19 protein-coding genes and 1 riboswitch are annotated in these 20803 nt (G+C 72.4%); of the genes, 5 read left to right on the top strand and 14 right to left on the bottom strand.

Annotated elements, in window-relative coordinates:
- Window positions 1-5: 5 nt before the first annotated feature.
- On the bottom strand, window positions 6-449 hold the full coding sequence (gene rplM, locus AB0M79_RS11115; protein ID WP_357534048.1) for a 50S ribosomal protein L13: 444 nt from the start codon (window positions 447-449) through the stop codon (window positions 6-8).
- A 497-nt stretch (window positions 450-946) separates the two neighbouring features.
- Between rplM and AB0M79_RS11110 the strand changes: the two genes are divergently transcribed.
- The gene (locus tag AB0M79_RS11110; protein ID WP_364210870.1) at window positions 947-2035 is read left to right on the top strand and encodes a uroporphyrinogen-III synthase; all 1089 of its coding nucleotides are present in this window, start codon (window positions 947-949) and stop codon (window positions 2033-2035) included.
- 81 nt (window positions 2036-2116) lie between these two features.
- On the opposite strand, the gene AB0M79_RS11105 is transcribed toward AB0M79_RS11110, so the two are convergent.
- From AB0M79_RS11105 to AB0M79_RS11090, 4 genes are all read right to left on the bottom strand, one after another.
- On the bottom strand, window positions 2117-2746 hold the full coding sequence (locus AB0M79_RS11105; RefSeq protein WP_357534050.1) for an ATP/GTP-binding protein: 630 nt from the start codon (window positions 2744-2746) through the stop codon (window positions 2117-2119).
- A complete protein-coding gene (locus AB0M79_RS11100) occupies window positions 2727-3092 on the bottom strand; it encodes a DUF742 domain-containing protein (protein ID WP_357534052.1) in 366 nt (121 codons plus the stop codon). Before AB0M79_RS11100 ends, AB0M79_RS11105 begins: the two co-directional genes overlap by 20 nt.
- 77 nt (window positions 3093-3169) lie before the next feature.
- Complete coding sequence (locus AB0M79_RS11095; protein ID WP_212822939.1) at window positions 3170-3583, bottom strand: roadblock/LC7 domain-containing protein; 414 nt, start codon at window positions 3581-3583, stop codon at window positions 3170-3172.
- Window positions 3583-6942 carry a nitrate- and nitrite sensing domain-containing protein gene (locus AB0M79_RS11090; protein WP_364210866.1) on the bottom strand — a complete coding sequence of 1120 codons (3360 nt, stop codon included), beginning with the start codon at window positions 6940-6942 and terminating at the stop codon, window positions 3583-3585. The genes AB0M79_RS11095 and AB0M79_RS11090 overlap by 1 nt, the downstream gene beginning before the upstream one ends.
- Window positions 6943-7417: 475 nt before the next feature.
- Here AB0M79_RS11090 and AB0M79_RS11085 point away from each other — a divergent pair, with 475 nt between their 5' ends.
- Window positions 7418-8602: an ABC transporter substrate-binding protein gene (locus tag AB0M79_RS11085; protein ID WP_364210863.1), complete on the top strand. Its 1185-nt coding sequence runs from the start codon at window positions 7418-7420 to the stop codon at window positions 8600-8602.
- A gap of 74 nt (window positions 8603-8676) precedes the next feature.
- Here AB0M79_RS11085 and AB0M79_RS11080 read toward each other — a convergent pair whose 3' ends face one another.
- Window positions 8677-9507 (bottom strand): ABC transporter permease, encoded by an 831-nt coding sequence (locus AB0M79_RS11080; RefSeq protein WP_364210860.1) that lies wholly within the window; start codon window positions 9505-9507, stop codon window positions 8677-8679.
- A gap of 102 nt (window positions 9508-9609) precedes the next feature.
- Entirely contained in the window at window positions 9610-10632 is a 1023-nt protein-coding gene (locus tag AB0M79_RS11075; protein ID WP_364210857.1) for an ABC transporter substrate-binding protein, read from the bottom strand.
- A gap of 241 nt (window positions 10633-10873) precedes the next feature.
- On the opposite strand from AB0M79_RS11075, the gene AB0M79_RS11070 reads away from it, so the two are divergent.
- The 3 genes from AB0M79_RS11070 to AB0M79_RS11060 all read left to right on the top strand — a co-directional run bounded on the left by AB0M79_RS11070 (window position 10874) and on the right by AB0M79_RS11060 (window position 14656).
- Window positions 10874-11659, top strand: a complete 786-nt coding sequence (locus tag AB0M79_RS11070) for an ABC transporter ATP-binding protein (protein WP_357534061.1) — start codon at window positions 10874-10876, stop codon at window positions 11657-11659.
- Window positions 11660-11661: 2 nt separating this feature from the next.
- Window positions 11662-12612 carry an LLM class F420-dependent oxidoreductase gene (locus AB0M79_RS11065; RefSeq protein WP_364210854.1) on the top strand — a complete coding sequence of 317 codons (951 nt, stop codon included), beginning with the start codon at window positions 11662-11664 and terminating at the stop codon, window positions 12610-12612.
- 100 nt (window positions 12613-12712) lie between these two features.
- The gene (locus AB0M79_RS11060; protein ID WP_364210851.1) at window positions 12713-14656 is read left to right on the top strand and encodes a hypothetical protein; all 1944 of its coding nucleotides are present in this window, start codon (window positions 12713-12715) and stop codon (window positions 14654-14656) included.
- 3 nt (window positions 14657-14659) lie between these two features.
- Here the strand turns inward: AB0M79_RS11060 and thiC are convergent, their stop codons facing one another.
- The 7 genes from thiC to AB0M79_RS11025 all read right to left on the bottom strand — a co-directional run bounded on the left by thiC (window position 14660) and on the right by AB0M79_RS11025 (window position 20792).
- Window positions 14660-16243: a phosphomethylpyrimidine synthase ThiC gene (gene thiC, locus AB0M79_RS11055; protein WP_364210848.1), complete on the bottom strand. Its 1584-nt coding sequence runs from the start codon at window positions 16241-16243 to the stop codon at window positions 14660-14662.
- Between the two features lie 87 nt (window positions 16244-16330).
- Entirely contained in the window at window positions 16331-16978 is a 648-nt protein-coding gene (locus tag AB0M79_RS11050) for a thiamine phosphate synthase (protein WP_364210845.1), read from the bottom strand.
- Window positions 16975-17754 carry a thiazole synthase gene (locus AB0M79_RS11045; protein WP_364211018.1) on the bottom strand — a complete coding sequence of 260 codons (780 nt, stop codon included), beginning with the start codon at window positions 17752-17754 and terminating at the stop codon, window positions 16975-16977. The genes AB0M79_RS11050 and AB0M79_RS11045 overlap by 4 nt, the downstream gene beginning before the upstream one ends.
- Window positions 17754-17954, bottom strand: a complete 201-nt coding sequence (thiS, locus tag AB0M79_RS11040) for a sulfur carrier protein ThiS (protein WP_364211015.1) — start codon at window positions 17952-17954, stop codon at window positions 17754-17756. The genes AB0M79_RS11045 and thiS overlap by 1 nt, the downstream gene beginning before the upstream one ends.
- A gap of 31 nt (window positions 17955-17985) precedes the next feature.
- Window positions 17986-19068: a glycine oxidase ThiO gene (thiO, locus tag AB0M79_RS11035; RefSeq protein WP_364210842.1), complete on the bottom strand. Its 1083-nt coding sequence runs from the start codon at window positions 19066-19068 to the stop codon at window positions 17986-17988.
- On the bottom strand, window positions 19065-19697 hold the full coding sequence (thiE, locus tag AB0M79_RS11030) for a thiamine phosphate synthase (RefSeq protein WP_357534073.1): 633 nt from the start codon (window positions 19695-19697) through the stop codon (window positions 19065-19067). The genes thiO and thiE overlap by 4 nt, the downstream gene beginning before the upstream one ends.
- Window positions 19692-19799, bottom strand: a riboswitch (TPP riboswitch). Its footprint overlaps the gene before it by 6 nt.
- Before the next feature lie 51 nt (window positions 19800-19850).
- Window positions 19851-20792 carry an aldo/keto reductase gene (locus AB0M79_RS11025; RefSeq protein WP_364211012.1) on the bottom strand — a complete coding sequence of 314 codons (942 nt, stop codon included), beginning with the start codon at window positions 20790-20792 and terminating at the stop codon, window positions 19851-19853.
- Window positions 20793-20803 lie beyond the last annotated feature (11 nt).

The raw sequence follows: 20803 nt of genomic DNA, 5'->3' as shown, positions 1-20803 counted from the left end.
CGCGCTCACTGCGCGATCTGCTTGATCTCGAACGGCACCGGCTGCTGCGCGAGGTGCGGGTGCTCGGCACCAGGGTAGACCTTCAGCTTCTTGATCAGCTGCCGGCCGAGCCGGTTGTGCGGGAGCATGCCCTTGACGGCCAGCTCGATGGCCCGCTCGGGGCGCTTGGTCAGCAGTTCGTCGTAGCCGACCTGCTTCAGACCACCGGGGTAACCCGAGTGGCGGTAGGCCACCTTGGTCTGCCGCTTGTTGCCGGTCAGAGCGACCTTGCCGGCGTTGACGACGACGACGAAGTCGCCGGTGTCAACGTGCGGCGCGAAAGTGGGCTTGTGCTTACCACGCAGCAACGTGGCGACGTGGGTGGCCAGACGGCCCAGCACGACATCAGAGGCGTCGATGACGTGCCACTGACGCTCGATCTCACCCGGCTTCGGGCTGTACGTACGCACAGGTCTACCTTGTCTCGTCGTCGGTCTGGGTTCTCGTCAGCGCTGTGTTGACCGCGCGCCAGGCATGAATCGCACGAATGACGCGGTACGGATCACACGCACCCAGATCACACGGACGACAAGCGTACCGGGGGGTACGCCTAAACGGCTGTCGCACAACAGCAGGCAACGATACCTGGTGGTACAACGCACGGTCAAAACGGGGACCGCCCGCCGAACCCTACCCGTCCGCCCCGCGCGGCCGGCCACCGGACACCGCTCTTAGCAGGCGCGAAACAATCGGGACGCTCCAGCGAAACCGCCCGGCGGCACGCTTCCGTCATGACAGGCAGTGCACACGCTGCGACGCGGCCGGGCCGGAGCGGCCGGGGCGTCAGCGCGTACCGCACCTGCCAGCGGCGGAAGACCCCGCCAGGGTCGAGGACGTGCCCGGTGACGGCCGCCCGGCCGGCGATCCCCGCCGGCGCCCGGGTCACCAGCCGGCCGGTGGCCCGGCGGTGAGCGACGAACTCGCCGGGTTCACCATCGGCGTCACCGCCCACCGCCGCCGCGACGACCTGGCCACCATGCTCGAACGCCACGGGGCCCGGGTGGTGCTCGCACCGGCCCTGCGCATCGTGCCGCTCGCCGACGACACCGAGTTGCGGGCCGCCACCCGGGCCTGCCTGGACAGCCCGCCCGACATCGTCATCGTCAACACCGGGATCGGGATGCGTGGCTGGCTGGAGGCGGCCGACGGCTGGGGGCTGGGCGAGCCGCTGCGCACCGTACTCGGGCCGGCGCACGTCGTGACCCGCGACCCGCAGGCCGGACGCGCGGTCCGGGCGGCCGGGCTGCGGGTCGGGTGGTCCCCCGGTTCGGAGGGGCACGACGAGATCGTCGAGCACCTGCGCCGGCGGGGCATCGCCGGCCGGGTGGTGGCGATGCAGTTGCACGGCGAACGGCAACCGGAGCAGACCGCCGCCCTGGAGGCCGCCGGGGCCGTCGTGATCGAGGTGCCGGTCTACCGCTGGGCGCCGCCGGTCGACCCGGCCCCGCTGCACCGGCTGGTCGACCTCGTCACCGGCCGGCTCGTCGACGCGGTCACGTTCACGTCGGCGCCGGCCGTGGACGCGCTGCTACGGGCCGCCGGCGCGAACGGCGACGCCGTACTCGACGCGCTGCGGTCCGACGTGCTGGCCAGTTGCGTCGGGGCGGTGACGGCGGCACCGCTGCGCCAGCACGGGGTGCCGGTCGTGACACCGGGCCGGGCGCATCCGGCCGCGCTGGTGCACGCCCTGGTCGACGAGCTTCCCCAGCGGGCGATCCGGCTGAAGGTCGGCGGGCACACGCTGGTCCTGCGCGGGCATGCGGCGGTGATGAACGGCGAACTGCGGCCGCTCGCGCCGGCTCCGATGGCGGTGCTGCGGGCGCTGGCCGCGACGCCGGGCCGGGTGCTGTCGAGGTCGGCCCTGCTCCGTACGCTGCCACGCGGCGCCGACGAGCACGCGGTGGAGATGGCGGTGGCGCGGCTGCGGGCCGGCCTGGGCACTCCGGGCGTGGTGCAGACGGTGGTGAAGCGCGGCTACCGCCTGCCGGTGGACTGAACCGCCGGCGGACGCCGCCGGCGGCCCGACGGCGCGGACCCGACCCGAACGGACCGCGCCGCCGGGCCGGATCCGGGCGGGTCAGCCGACCGGGGTCGGATGTCCCCGGTCGCGCTGTGCCCGCAACCTCGCCATGGCGTGCTCGACGACGTTGACGAGGACGTACTTCACCGAGTCCCGCTGCCGGGCGTCGCAGGTGACCATCGGCACGTGCGGCGCGATGGCCAGCGCCTCGCGGATCTCCTCCGTCGCGTACCGGGCCCCGCCGTCGAAGTGGTTGAGCGCCACGACGTACGGCAGTCCCCGGTTCTCGAAGTAGTCGAGCGGCGCGAACGCGTCGGCGATGCGGCGGGTGTCGACGAGGACCGCGGCGCCGACGGCACCACGGATGATCTCGTCCCACATGAACCAGAAGCGGGTCTGCCCGGGCGTGCCGAAAAGGTAGAGGATCAGGTCTTCGGCCATGGTGATCCGGCCGAAGTCCATCGCGACGGTGGTTGTCTCCTTGCCGGGCACCTTCGACGGGTCGTCGATACCGACGCCGGCCGCGGTCATCACGGCCTCGGTGGTCAGCGGAGTGATTTCCGAGACCGCCCCGACCAGGGTCGTCTTGCCCACGCCGAAGCCACCCGCGACAACGATCTTCGCCGAGGTGATCCCCCGGCTCCGTTGCGGCTGGGCCCTGGCCGGGTCATAGCCTGCGAAGTCCACTAAGTACCCTTTCAAGCAGTTCCATCCGCTCCTCGTAGACCTCGGTCGAAGCGGGAGTGTGAAGCGTCAGCAGGCCGTCGGCCACCATGTCCGCGACCAGTACCCGGGCCACCCCCAGGGGCAGGCGGGTGTACGCCCCGATCTCTGCGAGGGACAACGGGCGTCCCTCGCAGACCGAGGCGATCCGGTGTTTGTCGTGCCCGGCGAACCGGGATTCCTGGACCGCGGCCGCCGTCGCCGTCAGCACCGCCTCGATGGCGATGTGCTGGCGGGGTTCGGTACGGCCGCGGGTGACCGCATACGGTCTGACCAGTGACCCGCGCGGATCCTCGCGTGGCTGCCCCATCGTGCGGTCACCTCCTCGTGTTCCGGTGCGACGTCACCGTTGCCGGACTGTCATGAAACTGTTCGCTGTCACGGCGCTCAGGCCCGCGGCGCGACTGCTTCGCGGGGCAGCGGGATGAGCGCCGCCCCGACCCGCTCGACCAGGAGCGCCATCTCGTACCCGACCTGACCGACGTCACAGCTACGCGCGGCGAGCACGGCCATCGATGAACCGTCACTGATGGACATCAGGAAGAGGTAACCGCTGTCCATCTCGATGACCGTCTGGAGCACTCCCCCGGCGCTGAACATCCGGGACGCGCCGTCGGTGAGGCTCACGACACCCGACGTGATGGCGGCGAGCTGGTCGGCCCGGTCCGCCGGAAGGTCGCGTGACGAGGCGAGCAGCAGGCCGTCGGCCGATACGGCGACCACGTGGGCGATCCCGGCCACGCTGTCGGCGAAATTGCTGAGCAGCCAACCCATGTCCTGCATAGCTGCTGGCCTGTTCATCAGCTGGTCTCCTTGTTATTGGTGCTGCCGAACTGCTCGTTGCCGGCGGTCCGGCCGCGTTGCACTCCGCGGTGGTATGCGGACAGCAGACCGCGGACCTCGTCCGGGGTCCGCCGCGACCGCTCCCGGTTGGTGGTCGCCTCGACGCCGCCCGGCACGAGCTGGGCCTGCGGCACCCGCTTGGGCAGCCCGGAGCGGGTGGTGTCGGTGACTTCCGGCTCGGCCGCCCGGGTGGCCCGGGACCAGCCCTCGTCGGCCGCCGTACGCCAGCCCGACTCACCGCCGCGCTGCTGCGGTACGGCCGGCGGCGGCGTCGCCGCGAGCGGCTGGGCGGGGGCCGGCTGCTCGACGGGAGCGGCGGGCTGCGGCGTGGCCGCCGGCTGGGCGGCCGGCTGCGGGTAGGCCTGGTACGACTCCGCGCTCCGCGGTGGCGCCGACTGGCCGGGGGTACGGGCCGGCAGCGGTGCCCGGCTCGCGTCGCCCGCCCCGCCGAAGGCTCCACCGCCGACGGGTCCGCCACGGCCGGCGGCCGGACCGCTGGCGGCCGGCGGCGTGACCGGCGGTGGCGGCGAGTCGTAGCCGCCCGGCGGCACCTGGAAGATCTCCGTCGACGCCGAACCGTGCGAGCGGAACCAGACCGCCTCCATCTCCCGGAAGATCGGCATCTCGGCCGCGTCCTCGGGTCGGGGCGGCAGCGGAGGCACGCTCGACGGTGGCGGGGCCGGCTGGGCCGGCACCACGGGGGGCGCGACCGGCGGTGCGACCGGCGGCGTCATCGGCGCGGCGGCCGGGACGGGTGCCGGAGGCGGGGTCGGGGTGAAGCCCGCCCCCGGGCCGGCGGGCAGGCCCGCGACCGGGCCGGCCGGCAGCCCGGCCACCGGGGGCAGGGCGTGCGGCGTGGCCGGTACGACGCCACCCTCGGGCCGCCGGGGCAGCGACTGCTGCACGGCCGGGTAGGCGACCGTCGGCGTACCCACGTTCGGCGGCGCGGACACCGGCGGGACGGCCGGCGCGAACGGTGCCGGCGGGATGGCGGGCGGCATGGCCGGTGGGATGGCCGGCGCCGCCTGCGGGGTGCGGACCGGCAGGGCCGGCGGGGCCAGGCTGGGCTGGATCCCGGTCGGCTCGGTGCCGGCGGGCTGCATCCCGGCGCTGTTCGCGGCGGTGATCGGCGCGACGGTGCTGCGCGGCTGGGCCGGAGCGTCCCACGTGGCGGGCTGCTGCGGGCGCCACTCGTCGGGCAGCGTCGCGGACGACGTACGGGCCCCGTTGACCGGTGCCATCGCGTCCGACCAGCCCGAGCCGGCGGCCGGCGCGGGGGCCGGAGCCGAGTCCACCGCGAGCGGCTGCCGCGGCCGGGGCAGCATGTTGTCCTGCTGGCCACGGGTGGGCAGCACGACGATGGCGGCCGGCAGGGTGACCTGCGCGACGGTGCCGCCCTCGACGTTGCGCCGCAGTTCGACACGGATCTCGTAGCGGTGCGCGAGCCGGCTGACAACGGCCAGACCCATCAGCCGGAACGCCGCCACGTCGACGGTCGGCGGTTCGGCCAGCCGTCGGTTGAGCGAGTCCATCTGGTCGGCGCTCAGCCCGAGGCCCCGGTCCTCGACCTGGATGACCACGTAGTCACGGATCCGGCGGGCGTCGGCGACGACGGTGGTGTGCGGCGGCGAGAACCGGGTCGCGTTGTCGAGCAGCTCGGCGACGAGCCGTACGACGTCGTTGACGGCTTGCGCGGACACCGAGATGTCGGTGTCGACCGTGCCGAACTCGATCCGGTTGTAGAGCTCGACCTCGGACTGCGCGGCCCGCAGGATGTCGACCAGCAGGGCGTCGTCGCGCCGCGGCGCGGTCGAGTCGGCACCGGCGAGCACGAGCAGGTTCTCGTCGTTGCGGCGCATCCGGGTGGCGAGGTGGTCCAGTTCGAAGAGCTGGGCCAGCCGCTTCGGGTCCTCCTCCCCACGCTCGATCATGTCGAGCTCACCGATCATGCGGTCGACCAGGGTCTGGCTACGCCGGGCCAGGGTGAGGAACATCGCCGAGACGCTGGTCCGCAGGGCGGCCTGCTCGGCCGCGATCCGGACCGCCTCCCGGTGGACCACGTTGAACGCGGACGCCACCTGGCCGACCTCGTCGCGGTTGTCGAGCTTGATCGGGTCCCGGACCTGGCGCACGATCTCGTCGACACCGCCCTCGCCGATGCTGCGTACGTCACGCAGCCGGCTGACGGCGTCGGGCAGGTCGTGGTCGGCCACCCGGAGGGCGCCTTCACGCAGCTTTCGCAGCGAGCGGTTGAGCGACCGGGCGAGGATCACGGCCAGCACGATGGCGACGACCAGGGTGATGAAGACGATCACGGCCTCGGTGATGGCCTGCCGGATGACGGTGGCGGTGACCTCCTCGGCCTCCGCCAGGAGGTCCGTCTCCAGCTGGATCTCGGCCCACCGCATGAGGTCGTTGACCGCGCCGATCGTGTTCGAGGCTTCGGTGGCGGTGATCAGTGCCTGGCCACCCACCGACCGGGTCAGCTCGGTGGAGGTCTGGTCGGCGAGCACGACGGCGTCACCGGTGACGGTGAACTCGACCAGGTTCTGCTGCTCGGGGGTGGCGGCCAGCGAGAAGGCCAGGAGCGCCTCCTGCTGACTGGTGAGGGTGGCCACGAAGGACGAGTACTGCTCCTCGTCGAGCTGCCCGGAGGTCAGTGCGGCGAAGGCGACCGCCTGCTCCTCCGCGGTGGCGGCCTTGGCCTTGATGAAGGCGGCGACCGCACGGAGGCTGCGGCCGACGCCGTCGTCACCGGAGAGCTGCGCGACCGCGTCGGTGTACGACACCAGGTCGGTGAGGATCACGCCGTAGCGCAGCACGACCTCGGCGACCGGCATCTCGTCGCTCTCGAGGACCTGCTGGCGGGTGGCGGTCAGGGTGGCGAGGTGACTGTCGATAACGTCGAGCCGGTCCTCGACGGAGCCCGGGACCTCACCGATGGCCCGTCGCTCGGATTCGTACGCGCTGATCCGTTCGTCGGTGCGGCGTACGGCCAGGTTGAAGGCGTCGGGCTCCGCGTTCGGGGCGGCGAGGAATGCCGCGGCGGCCATCCGTTCCTGGTGGACATCATGGTTCAGGGCCGAGACGTCGATCGACAGCGCGGTCAGCGAGCGGACGATGCTGGCGGCGGACGCTTCCTGGACGACGTCGACGAGTCGGATTCCCGCCAGGGCCATGACGGCGGCGACGGGAACGACAAGGATGAGGGCGAGCTTCGAGCGGATCCGGGTGTCCCTCAGCCGGGGGAACAGGCGGCGCCGCGCACCATGCTCCTGCGTGCCATTTCCGGGCAGGCTAGTAGGTCCGGTGCTCACGACATCGCCTCCGTCGTTTTCTCTACGTGTGACCTACCGACCGTTGCCTCCTGCAGCGGATGGCGCCGCACGCGGCACGGCCGCGATTTCATCAGAAGCAGCCCGTCTTGGGAAGCCTCAACTGGGCGGGAATCGGTCGGAGACCGTCGAAGCCCTATTCGAATCACTCAACACCTTCGTTTCCACAACGCCCTGAACAGCTCAGATATCGTCAGAGTGGTGGCATGTGTCCGCAAAGTAATGGTCTACGGCGGGGGCCCCTCGCCAGATCGTGGGATCACTATCCCAGAGTCGAACAGTCGGCCGCTTGACCCGGATACCCCTCCGTTGGCAAGGTTCTCCAGGTTTGAAGGCTTCGCGCAGACCGTACGGTAGACCATCACGTTCCATCCACTGCGGTTCGGTTCTGGTCGACCGGCATCGGCCATGGTTCCCGGCTCCGCCGCGGCATCTCCGCGCAACATGGAGGATTCAGTTGAGGCGCATCCGCTCCGTGAGCATCACGGCGCTCACCGCGGCCGTTCTGGCATCGTCGCTCGCCGGCTGCCAGTTCACCCAGGAAGAACGCGACACACGCGAAATCGTCGTCGGTGCCGACCTGGAGCTGTCCGGCTCCGCGTCGGCGTACGGCGAGGCATACCGGCGGGCGCTCGAACTCAAGGCCGAGCAGCTCAACGAGTCCGGTGTGCTCGGCGACCGCAAGGTCCGCGTCGACACCAAAGACAACCGCTCCGACGTCAACGAGTCGCTGCGTAACGTCAGCGACTTCGCGAAGAACACTTCGGTCAGCGCCGTCATCATGGGCGGGTGCAGCGAGTGCGCGATCGGTGCGCTGCCGACCGTCGCCGACAACAAGCTGCCCACGGTCGCCCTCGCTCCGGCGAACGAGATCGCGTCGCCGGCGGCCGAGCGCCGCTACATGTTCAAGCTCGGGCTCAACGCGGCCGACAGTGCCGCCGCGCTCGCCAGCGAACTGCGGCGCAAGACCGTAGCCCGGACCGCGCTGCTGTACACCGACGACGGTTACGGCCGGGAGGGCCAGGCGGCCCTGACCGCCGAGCTGGAGAAGGCCAACATCCGGCTGACCCGGGCCCAGGCGGTCAAGCCCGACGCCACCAACATCGAGTCGCTGGTCCGGTCGGCCACCAACGGCAACACCGACGCGCTGGTGGTCTGGACCGGCCCCGAGCAGGCGCTCGCCGCCTCGGCCGCCGCCCGCCAGGCCAACTTCGACGGTGAGCTCTACTTCGACGCCGCCGCCGCGAGCGGGCTGTTCTTCGGCGGCAACGCGAGCGAGTCCACCAACGGCGCGACCATGGTGTTCACCCAGACCATGGTCATCGACGACGTCATCGCGACGACGCCGGCGAAGGCCGCCCGCAAGCAGTGGTTCCGGGACTACACCGCCCGGTACGGCGGTTACGACGGCATCTCGTCGTTCGCCGCCGATGCCCTGCAGCTCGTGGTCGACTCGGTGCTGGCCGGCGACGGCGACTCCGGTTCCCCGAACCGGGACGGCATCCGCGACGTGCTCGAGACGTCACAGTTCGACGGGCTGTCCGGCCCGATCCGGATGACTCCCGACAACCACTCCGGCCTGATGCCGCAGGCGCTGACGATGCTGGTCGCCCGTAGTGGCCGCTGGCGGCTCGCCGGCTGACCGTGAGTGCCACGCAGGGGCCGCCCCGGTTCGGGGCGGCCCCTGCTGCGTCGTACGGCGGGTTCGTGCCGGCGTCAGCGTGACGAGGTCGTCTCGCGGACCCAGGGCAGCGCCAGCCGCTCGATCAGTACGAGCGCGAAGTAGAGCACGATGCTCATGAGGGCGATCAGGATGATCGCGGCCCAGGCGGTCGCGCTGTCGCCGATCCCGCTGGTCTGCACGATCTCGTAGCCCAGGCCGCCCTCGCCGGCCTGGAACTCGCCGATGACGGCGCCGATCGCGGCGAGCGGCATGGCGACCTTGAGGCCGACGAAGATCTGCGGCAGCGCGGCGGGCAGCCGTACCTTGCGGAACGCCTGCCAGCGTGAGGCGTCCAGCGACCGGGCGAGTTCGGCGAGGTCCGCCGGGGTCGAGGTGAGACCGGTGGCGGTGGACAGCACGATCGGGAAGAAGCACAGCAGGAAGACCATCGTCAGGATCGGCTTCTGCCCCCAGCCGAGCGAGACGACGAGCAGCGGCCCGAGCGCGATCTTCGGTACCGCGTTGATTGCCACCAGCAGCGGCGAGAACATCCGCTCGACCAGCCGGGAGCTGGCCAGCGCAAGACCGATGAGGACACCCGCGACGGTCGACAGCAGGAACCCGATGACGGTCTCCAGGGTCGTCGCGAGGGTCGCTTCGAGCAGCCGCGCGGGGACGGCGTTGAACGCCGACAGCACGTCCTGCGGCGGCGGCAGGACCACCGGGTGGACCAGGTTGAATACGGAGGTGACGAGCCACCAGACGGTGAGCGCGACCACCAGCCCGAGCGCCGGCAGCCCGACCACCGCCGCGCTGCCACCGCCCTTGCGCCGTCGTGCCGGGACCACTGCCGGGGCTGCCCGGACCTCGGTCAACTCGGCCATCTTTCACTCCTCAGTTCGTCCGGCTCGCGGAGCCGGGGTGACGCGAGGGGTACGCCCACCGACGCGGAGCGGTGGGCGTACCCCTGTTTCGGGACGGTCCGGTCAGGACTTCGGCGTGACGTCGAAGTCGATGATCTGCTCGGGCGTGAGGCCCGGCGGGATGGCGCCGGCGCCCTGGAGGATGGCGATGCTGCGGGCGACCCGCTCGCTGTCGAGCACACCGACCGCGGCACCCGATCCGGCCGACCGGACGTAGGCACCCATCAGTTCGAGCTCGGCCGCCGCCGGGGCCGCGGGGGCCGTGGTGACGTTCTTGTTGAGGATCTCGCCGGACTCCTTGGGGTGGGTGATGCTGTACTCGAGGCCCTTGAGCAGCGCCTGGGTGAAGCGCCGGACCTTGTCCGGGTCTTCCTTGGCGAGCTTGGACGACGTGATCAGCACCATGCCGTAGAGGTCGGTCATGATGTCGCTGTACGGCAGCACCACCGCCGGCTTCTTGGCGACGGTCTCGACGGTCGGCTTGCCGACGACGAACTGGCCGATGCCGGCCACCTGCCCACCGGCGAGCGTCCCGATCAGGGTCTGCGCCTGGCCGTTGACCCACTCCACCTTGGTGGCGTCGACACCGGCGAGCTTGGCGTACGTCGGGAAGAGGTTACGCACGACCGAGCCGGGGGTGTCGGCGAGCTTCTTGCCCTCCAGGTCCTTCGGGGTGGTGATGCCGCCGCCCTCCAGGGCGATGATCGCGGCCATCGTACGCTGCTGGATGGCCGCGACCGCGACGAAGTCCTTCGCCTGGCCGTTACCCATCTGCAGCAGACCACCGGTCAGGTCGATGGGAGTGAATTCGGCCTGACCGCCCACGATGTTCTTGATGTTGTCACCGGTGCCGTTGCCGGCCTTGATTTCGACATCGAAGCCGGCTTCTTCGAAGAACCCCTTGTCCTTCGCAACCCAGGCGTACGAGTCACGACCGAAATTGCCGAACGAAGTGAGATATGTCACTTTCTCCAGGGAGCCGTCGCTCCCGGAGCCGTCCGACTCGTTCGAGCCGCTGCAGCCGGAAACGACCGCGAGGGCCGTGGCCAACGCCGCAACGGCGATCGTACGGGTGAGCCTTGTCATGGAGACGTTTCCTTCCCAACCAGAGGGGAGTTGTTGAGCCGGTCGGCACCGCGCCGAGGGGTGGCCAGTGCCGCGGTGTGAGGAATGTTCGCGGCACAGCGTACGAGAAGGTCACGATTAGCTCACCCCGCGTATCAGGTTGCGGAACGGCCACAAAATCGCCAGCCCCAGACGTCTAGTGCTTCCCAGCCGATGCGGCTAGCCTGGCCAGGCTATTGATCCGATGATGGGAGCCACTCGGGTGATCGAGCTCCACGGGGTGTCCCGAACCTTCACCACCCGCACCGGGACCGTCGAGGCGTTGCGGGGCATCGACCTCGAGATTCGCCAGGGCGAGTTCGTCGCCGTCGTCGGCCGTTCCGGCTGCGGCAAGTCCACATTGCTGCGTCTGGTGGCCGGACTGCTGCCGGTGACCGGGGGCGAACTGAAGGTGGCCGGTGAGCGGGTGACCAAGGCCCGCCGTGACATCGCGATGCTCTTCCAACGGCCGGCCCTGTTGCCGTGGCGTTCGGTACTCGACAATGTGCTGCTGCCCGTCGAAATCTTCGGCTGGCGCAAGGCCGAATACGTCGACCGCGCCCACGAACTGCTGGAGCTGGCCGGCCTGGCCGGCTTCGAGAAGCGGCTGCCGCACGAACTCTCCGGCGGCATGCAACAGCGGGTGTCGCTGTGCCGATCGCTCATCAGCTCGCCGAAGGTGATGCTGATGGACGAGCCGTTCTCCGCACTCGACGCGCTCACCCGCGAGGAGTTGTCGGTCGAACTCCAGCGCATCCACATGGAAAACCAGGCGACCATCATCTTCGTCACACACTCGATCGACGAGGCGGTGCTACTCGCCGACCGGGTGGTCGTACTCAGCCCCCGTCCCGGCCGGATCCGCAAGGTCGTCGACATCGACATCCCGCGCCCGCGCAGCCTCGGCCGCAACGCGCACCTCGAAGAGGTCGCCAGGTGCAGCGCCGACCTGCACGAACTCCTGATGGAGCGGGAGCCGCCGGCGGCCGCGGGCGTAGGGGGACGCTGACCGTGCGAGTGACGATCTTCACCGAGCCGCACCGCGGCGCCAGCTACGCCGACCAGCTCCGCTTCGCGCGTGCCGTGGAGGACAGCGGCTTCGAGGGTTTCCTGCGCGCCGACCACTTCCAGTCGATGGGTGCCGACCCCGGCCTGCCCGGCCCGACCGACGCGTGGATCACGCTGGCCGGCCTGGCCCGGGAGACCAGCCGGATCCGGCTCGGCACACTGGTCACCTCGGTCACGTTCCGGCTGCCCGGGCCGTTCGCCATCCAGGTGGCGCAGGTCGACCAGATGAGCGGCGGCCGGGTCGACCTCGGCATCGGCGCCGGCTGGTACGAGCGCGAGCACATCTCGTACGGCATCCCGTTCCCGGGCACCGTCGAGCGGTTCGACCGGCTCGAGGAGCAGTTGGCGATCCTGACCGGCCTGTGGGCGACCCCGGCCGACGGGCGGTTCAACCACCACGGCGACCACTACCAACTGGTCGACGCGCCCGCACTGCCCCGTCCGGTCCAGACGCCCGGCCCGCCGGTGATCATCGGTGGTCGGGGCGCCAAGCGCACCCCGGAACTGGCCGCCCGTTACGGCGACGAGTTCAACATGCCGTTCAAGTCGGTCGCCGAGACCGCCGAGGCGTACGAGCGGGTTGCCGAGGCGGCCGACCGGACCGGCCGGGCCGAGAGTGGACGCCGGCCACTGACCCTGTCGGCGGGCATCGTGGTGGCCATCGGTCGCACCGACGCCGAGGTGGAGCGGCGGGCGGCTCCGCTGCACGTCAAGAGTGCGCTGCCGCCGGAGGACCCGGTGGTGGGCTCCCCCGCCAGGCTCGTCGAACGGATCGGCGAGTTCGCGGCCATCGGCGCGACGCGGGTACATCTGCGACTGATCGACATGGCCGACCTCGACCATCTCGAACTCATCGCCGACCAGGTGCTCCCCCAGCTCGACCCGGCGCGGTGACCCACCCGTGCTGGCTGCCTGCGTGCGGGGTGCCGGCACAGGTCGGGTCATGTCCGGACGAAGGGTAGCGATTCACCACCGCTGGCCGTAACGTGCCCGCATGGCCTATCGGACCTGGGGCAAGGTGCTGCTCGCGGCACTCGGCGTCGGCGCACTCGCCGGAGCCGGCCAGCTCGGCATCGCATACGGGCTGGGGCTCGTACGCTTCGCCCGTCTCTTCGACGGCACCACGCAGAACCTGTGGCCGGCCCAGCTCGCCTGGGTGACCTGGTTCGCCGCGATCGCCGCGGTGGCCGGTGGCTTCGCCGCCGAGCGGCTGGCCCGGCGACACGGGCTCGCGACGCCGATCGGGGTCCGGATCGCGTACGCCGTGGTGGCCGGGCTCGGCGCCACCGCCGTCGCACCGCTGGCAATGCTTCCGGCGCGCGCGGCTTTGGTGGCGTCGCCCGACCCGGTCGGGGCCGTCGGCCTGGCCGCCACCCTCGGCGCCGTGGTCGGTGCGGCCGCCGCCGTCGCGGCACTCACCCAACGGGCGATCGGCTGGAACGTCGCCGCCTCGATCGCGGCGGTGTGGTTGCTCGCCCTGCTCTCGGTCGTTCCGTCGCTCGGGCCGGCGGCCGCCCCGCCGGACGTACGCCTCGGGGTGTTCGATCCGGCCGGACTCGGCACCGGCACCGGTGGGCGGCTGGCGCTGGTCGTCATGCCGGCGCTGGCCCTGGTGGCCGGTGCCGGGCTCGGCGTGCTGGCCCGCCTCCGTGGCCATCCGGTCGTGCCGGCCGCCCTGTCGGGAGCGGTCGCGCCGGCCCTGCTGGCCTTCGCCTACCTGGCCGCCGGACCGGGTGACTCGGCCGACCGCTACCAGGCCAATCCCTACTGGGCCGCGTTGCTCGCGGTGGCCACCGGTGCGATCGGATCGGTGCTCGCGGTGCTGACGAGGCTGCCCGGCCAGGCACCCCGCCCGGGCACTGCCGATGGTTCGACGGCCACCGGCACGGCGGCCGGCAGGGCCGGCGGCCGGCACCGGCTGAAGTTCCGCCGGCCGGATACCGAGGCGACGACCAGCGAGTCGACGCCAACCACCGACGGGTCCGACAGCGCCGGGCCGGACCGTACCGGGGCGACGGCGCCGGATGCGCCGAGCGTGCCGACGCAGCCGGCCCGGGAGCCGGCACCCTCGGCGGTGCCGGATCGAACGACGGATCCGGTACCGGCACCAGCCACGGAGCCGGTGCCGGTCGGTACCACCGGGAACGAGCCACCGGCCCCGGCCACCACCGTGTTGCCGGTACTGACGAAAGCGGAACCGGTCCGGCCCACGCCCCGCCCGTCCGAGCCGTCGACTCCGCCCCGGCCCCGCTCGCCCGAACCCGCGACTCAATCCACCCAGCGCTCGCCCGAACCCGCCGCGCGGGCAACGGCCGAACCGGCACCCCGCCCCGTCCCACGGCCCGCGCCCGAAACCGTTGTACGGCCCACGCCCGAACCCGCGCCCCGGCCGGCACCGGCGCCCCGTGTTCCGGAGCCGGCCGGCGCGGGTCCGGCCCAGCCGATCGCCCCGCCAGCCCCGCCCGCCGATCCGGCCCGCCCGAACCTCGGCGCGTCACTGATCGACCGCATCGAGGCCGGCCTGGACGACTCCGTGCCAGCCGCCGGCCTGACCGCCCCCGCCCCGACCGGGGACAAGGAGCGCGGCCGGTCCCGGCGGCGCGGGAAGCCGGCCGAGACGCCCGTCGAGCCGGACGGCACCGGGGCGGACGACGGGAACGCCGAGCCCACGGACACCGTCCGGCCCCGCCGGAAACTGTTCCGCCGCAAGCCGGCCCCGACCGGCAACCCGGTCGAGGAGCCCGAGCCGCCGGTCGACGAGCAGCCGGCCGACCGCCCGGCGAAGGGTCGGGGCCGGAAGCCGGCGAAGGCGCAGGACGAGGACTACGTCGACTGGGTCAGCGGGCTCGGGACGGCCGCCCCGGCGGACGACCGGCCGCGCCGTGACCCCGGCCCGCGCCTGTCGCTGCGTACGTCCGACCGCCCGCCCGGTGGGTGACCGCTAGGCCTGCGGCAGGTAGACCCGGCCACCGGAGTCGACGAACTCCTGCGACTTGTCCCGCATGCCGCGCTCGGCGTACTCCTTCAGCTCCTGTGTGATCTTCATCGAGCAGAACTTCGGGCCGCACATGGAGCAGAAGTGCGCGGTCTTGGCGGGCTCGGCCGGCAGGGTGGCGTCGTGGTACGCCCGCGCGGTCTCCGGGTCGAGTGACAGGTTGAACTGGTCCTCCCAGCGGAACTCGAACCGCGCCTTGGAGAGCGCGTCGTCCCAGGCCTGCGCCCCCGGGTGCCCCTTGGCGAGGTCGGCCGCGTGCGCCGCGATCTTGTACGCGATCACGCCGGCCTTGACGTCGTCGCGGTCGGGCAGGCCGAGGTGCTCCTTGGGGGTGACGTAACACAGCATCGCGGTGCCGAACATGCCGATCATCGCGGCACCGATGGCCGAGGTGATGTGGTCGTACGCCGGCGCGATGTCCGTCGTGAGTGGACCGAGGGTGTAGAACGGCGCCTGGTGGCACAGTTCCTGCTGGAGGTCGACGTTTTCCTTGATCTTGTGCATCGGCACGTGGCCGGGCCCCTCGATCATCACCTGTACGTCGTGTTCCCACGCGACGGTGGTCAGCTCGCCCAGCGTACGCAGCTCGGCGAACTGCGCCTCGTCGTTGGCGTCTGCGATCGAACCGGGCCGCAGGCCGTCGCCCAGCGAGAACGTCACGTCGTAGCGGGCGAGCAGTTCGCACAGCTCGGCGAAGTTGGTGTAGAGGAAGTTCTCCTCGTGGTGCGCGAGGCACCAGGCGGCCATGATGGAGCCACCGCGCGACACGATCCCGGTGACCCGGTCGACGGCCAGCGGCACGTACGGCAGCAGCACCCCGGCGTGCACCGTCATGTAGTCGACGCCCTGTTCGGCCTGCTCGATCACGGTCTCCCGGAAGATCTCCCAGGAGAGCTTGACCGGGTCGCCGCCGACCTTCTCCAGCGCCTGGTAGATCGGCACGGTGCCGATCGGCACGGGCGAGTTGCGCACGATCGCCTCGCGGGTCTCGTGGATCCGCTTGCCGGTCGACAGATCCATCACGGTGTCGGCGCCCCAGCGGGTCGCCCAGGTGAGCTTGTCGACCTCCTCGGCGACCGACGAGGTGACCGCCGAGGTGCCGATGTTGGCGTTGACCTTCACCAGGAACCGGCTTCCGATGATCATCGGCTCGGACTCGGGGTGGTTGACGTTCGCCGGCAGGACGGCGCGACCGGCGGCGATCTCGTCCCGTACGACCGTGGCCGGGACGCCCTCGCGGACCGCGACGAACTCCATCTCCGGGGTGATCCGGCCGGCGCGGGCGTAGGCGAGCTGGGTGGGCCGGGGGCCGGCGAGCGGGCTGCCACCGCCGCGGACCGGCGCGACGTCACCGCGCTCGGCGATCCACGGACCGCGCAGCGGGGGCAGTCCGGTCTCCGGATCGGACCCCGGACCCGATGTGTCGTAGAGCCGGACCGGCGCGTTGTCGCCGGCCAGTTCGACCTCGGCGAACGGCACCTGGATGTCCGGTCGTGGACCTTCGACGTAGACCTTGCGGCGTGCCTGCATGACATCTCCTCGCTTCGCTCGTCGTCATGACGCGAGCCGAGCCGGCCGCTCCGCCCGCTCACGACAAACTTCTTCTCTGGATGACGCTCAGCCGGACTGCCGGCCGCGGCGGGCCGGGGGTTGCGGATCGCCGCCGCCGGAACCGGCCCGCGGTGGGCGGCCGGCGCGCAGCGCCGCGACGGTGGCCGCCGGGTCGGCGGCGGACATGACGACGCCCATCACCGCGACGCCGGCCGCACCGGCGGCGTGGCACCGGGCGACCTGGGCGGCGGTACGGATGCCGCCGAGGGCGAGCACCGGCACGCTGGAATGCCGGATCAGCCGGGCCAGCCCGTCGACGGTCAGTGGTGGTCCGTAGCCGGGCTTGGACGGGGTCGGGAAGACCGGCGACATCGTCACGTAGTCCTCTGTGGACAGCCGGTCGAGTTCGGCCTCGTCGTGGCACGACCGGCCGACCAGCGACGGCGCCGGCGACGGATACGGGTCGGCGGTGGCCAGGTGCACGGCGTCGCCGCCCAGCGGGTCGGGGCCGGCGACGACCAGTCGCCCGCCGACCGTAGCGAGCACGGCGCGCAGCCGGTCCGCGAGCCTGGTCCGCTCGGCCCGGGAAAGGTCCCGTTCCCGCAGCACGACCCACCGGGCGCCGCCGTCGACACAGCCCCGCACCACGTCGACCAGTGGCCGGTGGGCCAGCCGACGGTCGGTGAGGACGACGACGCCGCCCGGTCCGGTCACAGTTGTGGCCGCCCGTCGTCCGGTGTGGACGCCAGGGCGTGGGACCGGCGGGCGATCCGGCCGGCACCGGCGGCCAGCCATCCGGCCTCGACCCCGTGCCGCATCGCCGTCGCCATCCGCTCCGGGTCGGCGGCCCGGGTCACCGCGCTGGCCAGCAGCACGCCGGCGCAGCCGAGTTCCATCGCCCGGGCGGCGTCGGACGCGGTGCCGATGCCCGCGTCGAGGATCACCGGTACGTCCACCGACTGTGTGATCAGCCGGATGTGGTGCTCGTTGCTGATGCCGAGCCCGGACCCGATCGGCGCCCCGGCCGGCATGACCGCGGCACAGCCGACGTCGGCCAGCCGGCGGGCCAGCACCGGGTCGTCGGAGGTGTACGGCAGCACGGTGAACCCGTCGGCGACCAGGCATTCGGCGGCGGCGAGGAGTTCCACCCCGTCCGGCAGCAGGGTGCGCTCGTCCCCGATGACCTCCAGCTTCACCCAGTCCGTCTCGAACGCCTCGCGGGCCAGGTGGGCGACCTTCACCGCCTCGGTGGCGGTGTAGCAGCCGGCGGTGTTCGGCAGCAGCCGTACCCCGCACCGGTCGAGCAGGTCGAGCAGCCCGCCCTGCATGGTGGCGGCGGTGTCGACCCGGCGCAGCGCGAGCGTGACCAGTTCGGTGCCGGACGCCCGGATGGCCCGTTCCAGCACGTGGAGGTTCGCGGCACCGCCGGTGCCGAGGATCAGTCGCGAGGTGAAGGTCTGCCCGCCGAGTTCGAACGACGACACCGCGATCAGCCGCCCTGGGCCGCGGTCAGCACCTCGACCCGGTCGCCGGGCCGCAGCGTGGTCGCCGGCCAGGCGCCCCTCGGCACCACCTCGCCGTTGACGGCCACCGCCACACCGCGGTGCTGGGTGGTCGACGCGGCGACGACCGCGGCGACGGTCGTACCGGCTGCGAAGGGGCGGGTGGCCCCGTTGACGGTGAGTTCGATCGGATCGTCCGGCACGGGTGTGCCTCCGCTCTCAGTTCGGCGTCGGATCGGTGGTGAAGCGGGCCGGCCCGAACGGGTCCAGCACCGGGTCGGGGACCCCGGTCGTGACGAGGTCCGCGACCAGGTCGGCGGTCAGCGGCGTCAGCACGATGCCGTGCCGGTAGTGCCCGGTGGCCACGACCACTCCCGGCCGGCCGGGCAGCGCACCGATGATCGGGGCGTTGTCCGGCGTACCGGGCCGCCAGCCGACCCGGGTCTCGGTGAGGTGGTATTCGGCGATCTCCGGCAGCAGGTCGGTCGCGGCCCGCAGCAGATCGAGTACGGCCCCCGCCGTGACGGTGTCATCGAGCCGTTCCTCGACGGTCGCCCCGACCACCACTTCGCCGTCGGCGCGCGGCACGAGGTAGACGTGCCGCCGGTCGGCGTAGCCCCGGATCACGTGCTGGAAGCCGGGCGCGGCACCGTCCGGCGCGCGCAGGCGCAGCACCTGGCCCTTGACCGGCCGGACCGGCACGCCGGCCAGTGCGGCCGCGCCGACGCCGTTGGCGACCACCACCGTGCCCGCGTCCACCGTGGACAGATCAGTGACCGTGGTCGGCTCGACGCGTACCCCGGCCCGCCGCGCCGCCGCCGCGAGGGCGACGACCAGGCGCCGGGGGTCGACCTGGTGGTCGTCGGGCGCATACCCGCCACCGCGCACCCGCGGCGAGAGCCCGGGCTCGCGGGCCCGCAACTCCGCCGGGCGCAGCACCGTGATCGGCAGCCCCAGCCCCCGCTGGTACGTCCACAGCCGCTCCGCCTCGGCCAGGTCGTCGGCGGTGAGGGCCACCACGAGGGTGCCCTCGTCGCGATAGCCGACCTCGGTGCCGGCGGCCCGCGCGAGTTCGGCGGCGAAGCCGGGCCAGCGGGCGGCGGAGGCGACCAGCAGCGAGGTCAGCTCCTCCTCGCCGAAGTACGCCTCGGCCACCGGGGCCAGCATCCCGGCCGCCACGTCCGACGCACCCGAACCGGGGGCCGGGTCGTGGACGACCACGCTCATCCCCCGGGCGGCGCAGCGCCATGCGATGGCGAGTCCGATCGGCCCGGCGCCGACGACGGCGACGTCCGGCCTCATCGGACGGCCGTGATCGCGGCGAGCAGTTCGGCGGTGGCCCGGGCCGGGTCGGCGGCCGACGAGACGGCGCCGACGACGGCCACGCCGTACGCGCCGGCCGCGACGAGTTCCGGGGCGCTGGCCGCGGTCACCCCGCCGATCGCGATGACCGGCACGTCGACCGCGCCGGCCACCGCGGCGATCCCGGCCGGCCCGATCGGGGCCGGCAGCCCGTCCTTGGTCGACGTCGGGTAGCAGGGCCCGACGCCGAGATAGGTCGCCCCGGCCGCCACCGCCGCCCGCCCCGCCTCCCCGGTACGCGCGGTGGCGCCGAGCACCGCGTCCGGGCCGAGCACCCGGCGGGCCGCGTCGACGGGCAGGTCGAGCGCGCCCACGTGGCCGCCGGCGGCGCCGACCGCGAGCGCGACATGCAGGCGGTCGTTGACCAGGCAGGTCGCTCCGGCCGCCGCGCACAGGTCGGTGACCCGGCCGGCCAGGTCGTACGCCTCCCGGTCGCTCGCCAGGTCCTCGACCCGGACCTGTACGACGAGTTCGGCGCCGGCGGCGGACAGGGCGGCCCGTACGACGGCGAGCGGATCCCGGCCCGGCCGGGTGTCGGTCACGAGATGCAGTCGTCCGAAAGACGGCACAGCAGCACTCCTCCCTGCGCCGGCATTACCCGGATCAGGTTCGACGGTCGGGGGCTGCAGCCCCCCTCTCAGCCCGGTGCACCGGGCTCCCGTGGGTCACTTCCGCGACCGAGAGTACGTCTGCCGTCCGGTCCCCGTAAAGGGGGGACCAGGTCAGAGCAGGGTGGCGAGCGCCTCCCGGTCTTCGGCGGACGGCTCCCAGGCACCGGCCCGCGCGTTGGCGCGTACCTGGTCGGGGGTGGTCGCCCCGGCGATCACGGAGGTGACCGCGGGGCGGGCGGCGAGCCCGCCGATGGCGACGTCGAGCAGGTTGCGGCCGCGCTCCGCGGCGAACTTCTCCAGTGACTCGATCAGGTCCCAGGGCGCGGCGGCCAGCCGCTTGGCCCACCGGTCCTCGGCCAGCCGGGTGCCCTGCGGCGCGCTCTCGCCCCGCCGGTACTTGCCGCTGAGCAGGCCACTGGCCAGCGGGAAGAACGGCAGGAGGCCCAGCCCGAACCGCTCGCAGGCCGGCACGACCTCGGTCTCGGCGTCCCGTTCGATGAGGCTGTAGTGGTTCTGGGCGCTGACGAACCGGGTCAGGTTCCGGGTCCGGGCGGTCCACTCGGCGTCGGCGATCTGCCAGCCGGCGAAGTTGGAGTTGCCGAGGTAACGGACCTTCCCGGCGCGGACGAGATCGTCGAGCGCCGACAGCGTCTCCTCGATCGGCGTCGCCGGATCGGGCTCGTGCATCTGGTAGAGGTCGATGTGGTCGGTGCCGAGCCGGCGCAGCGACGCCTCGACGGCCCGGACGATGTACCGGCGGGCTCCGCGGGCACCCCGGTCGGCGCCGTTGGCCCCCTCCATGTTCATGCCGAACTTGGTGGCCACCACCACCTCGTCCCGGCGCCCGCGCAGGGCCGCGCCAAGCTGCTCCTCGGAGGCGCCGTGCGGGTTGCCGTAGATGTCGGCGGTGTCGAAGAGGTTGATCCCGGCGTCGATCGCGGCGTCCACGACCGCCTTCGTGCCGGCGGCGTCGAGCTTGCGTCCGAAGTTGTTGCAGCCGATGCCGACCACGGACACCACGAGCCCGGAGTCACCCAACCGGCGGTAGCGCATCTCAGTCATGT

This window comes from Polymorphospora sp. NPDC051019 (assembly GCF_040683055.1).
In the GTDB taxonomy this organism is placed as follows: domain Bacteria; phylum Actinomycetota; class Actinomycetes; order Mycobacteriales; family Micromonosporaceae; genus Polymorphospora; species Polymorphospora lycopeni.
This window is presented reverse-complemented; position numbering and strand designations above follow the sequence as displayed.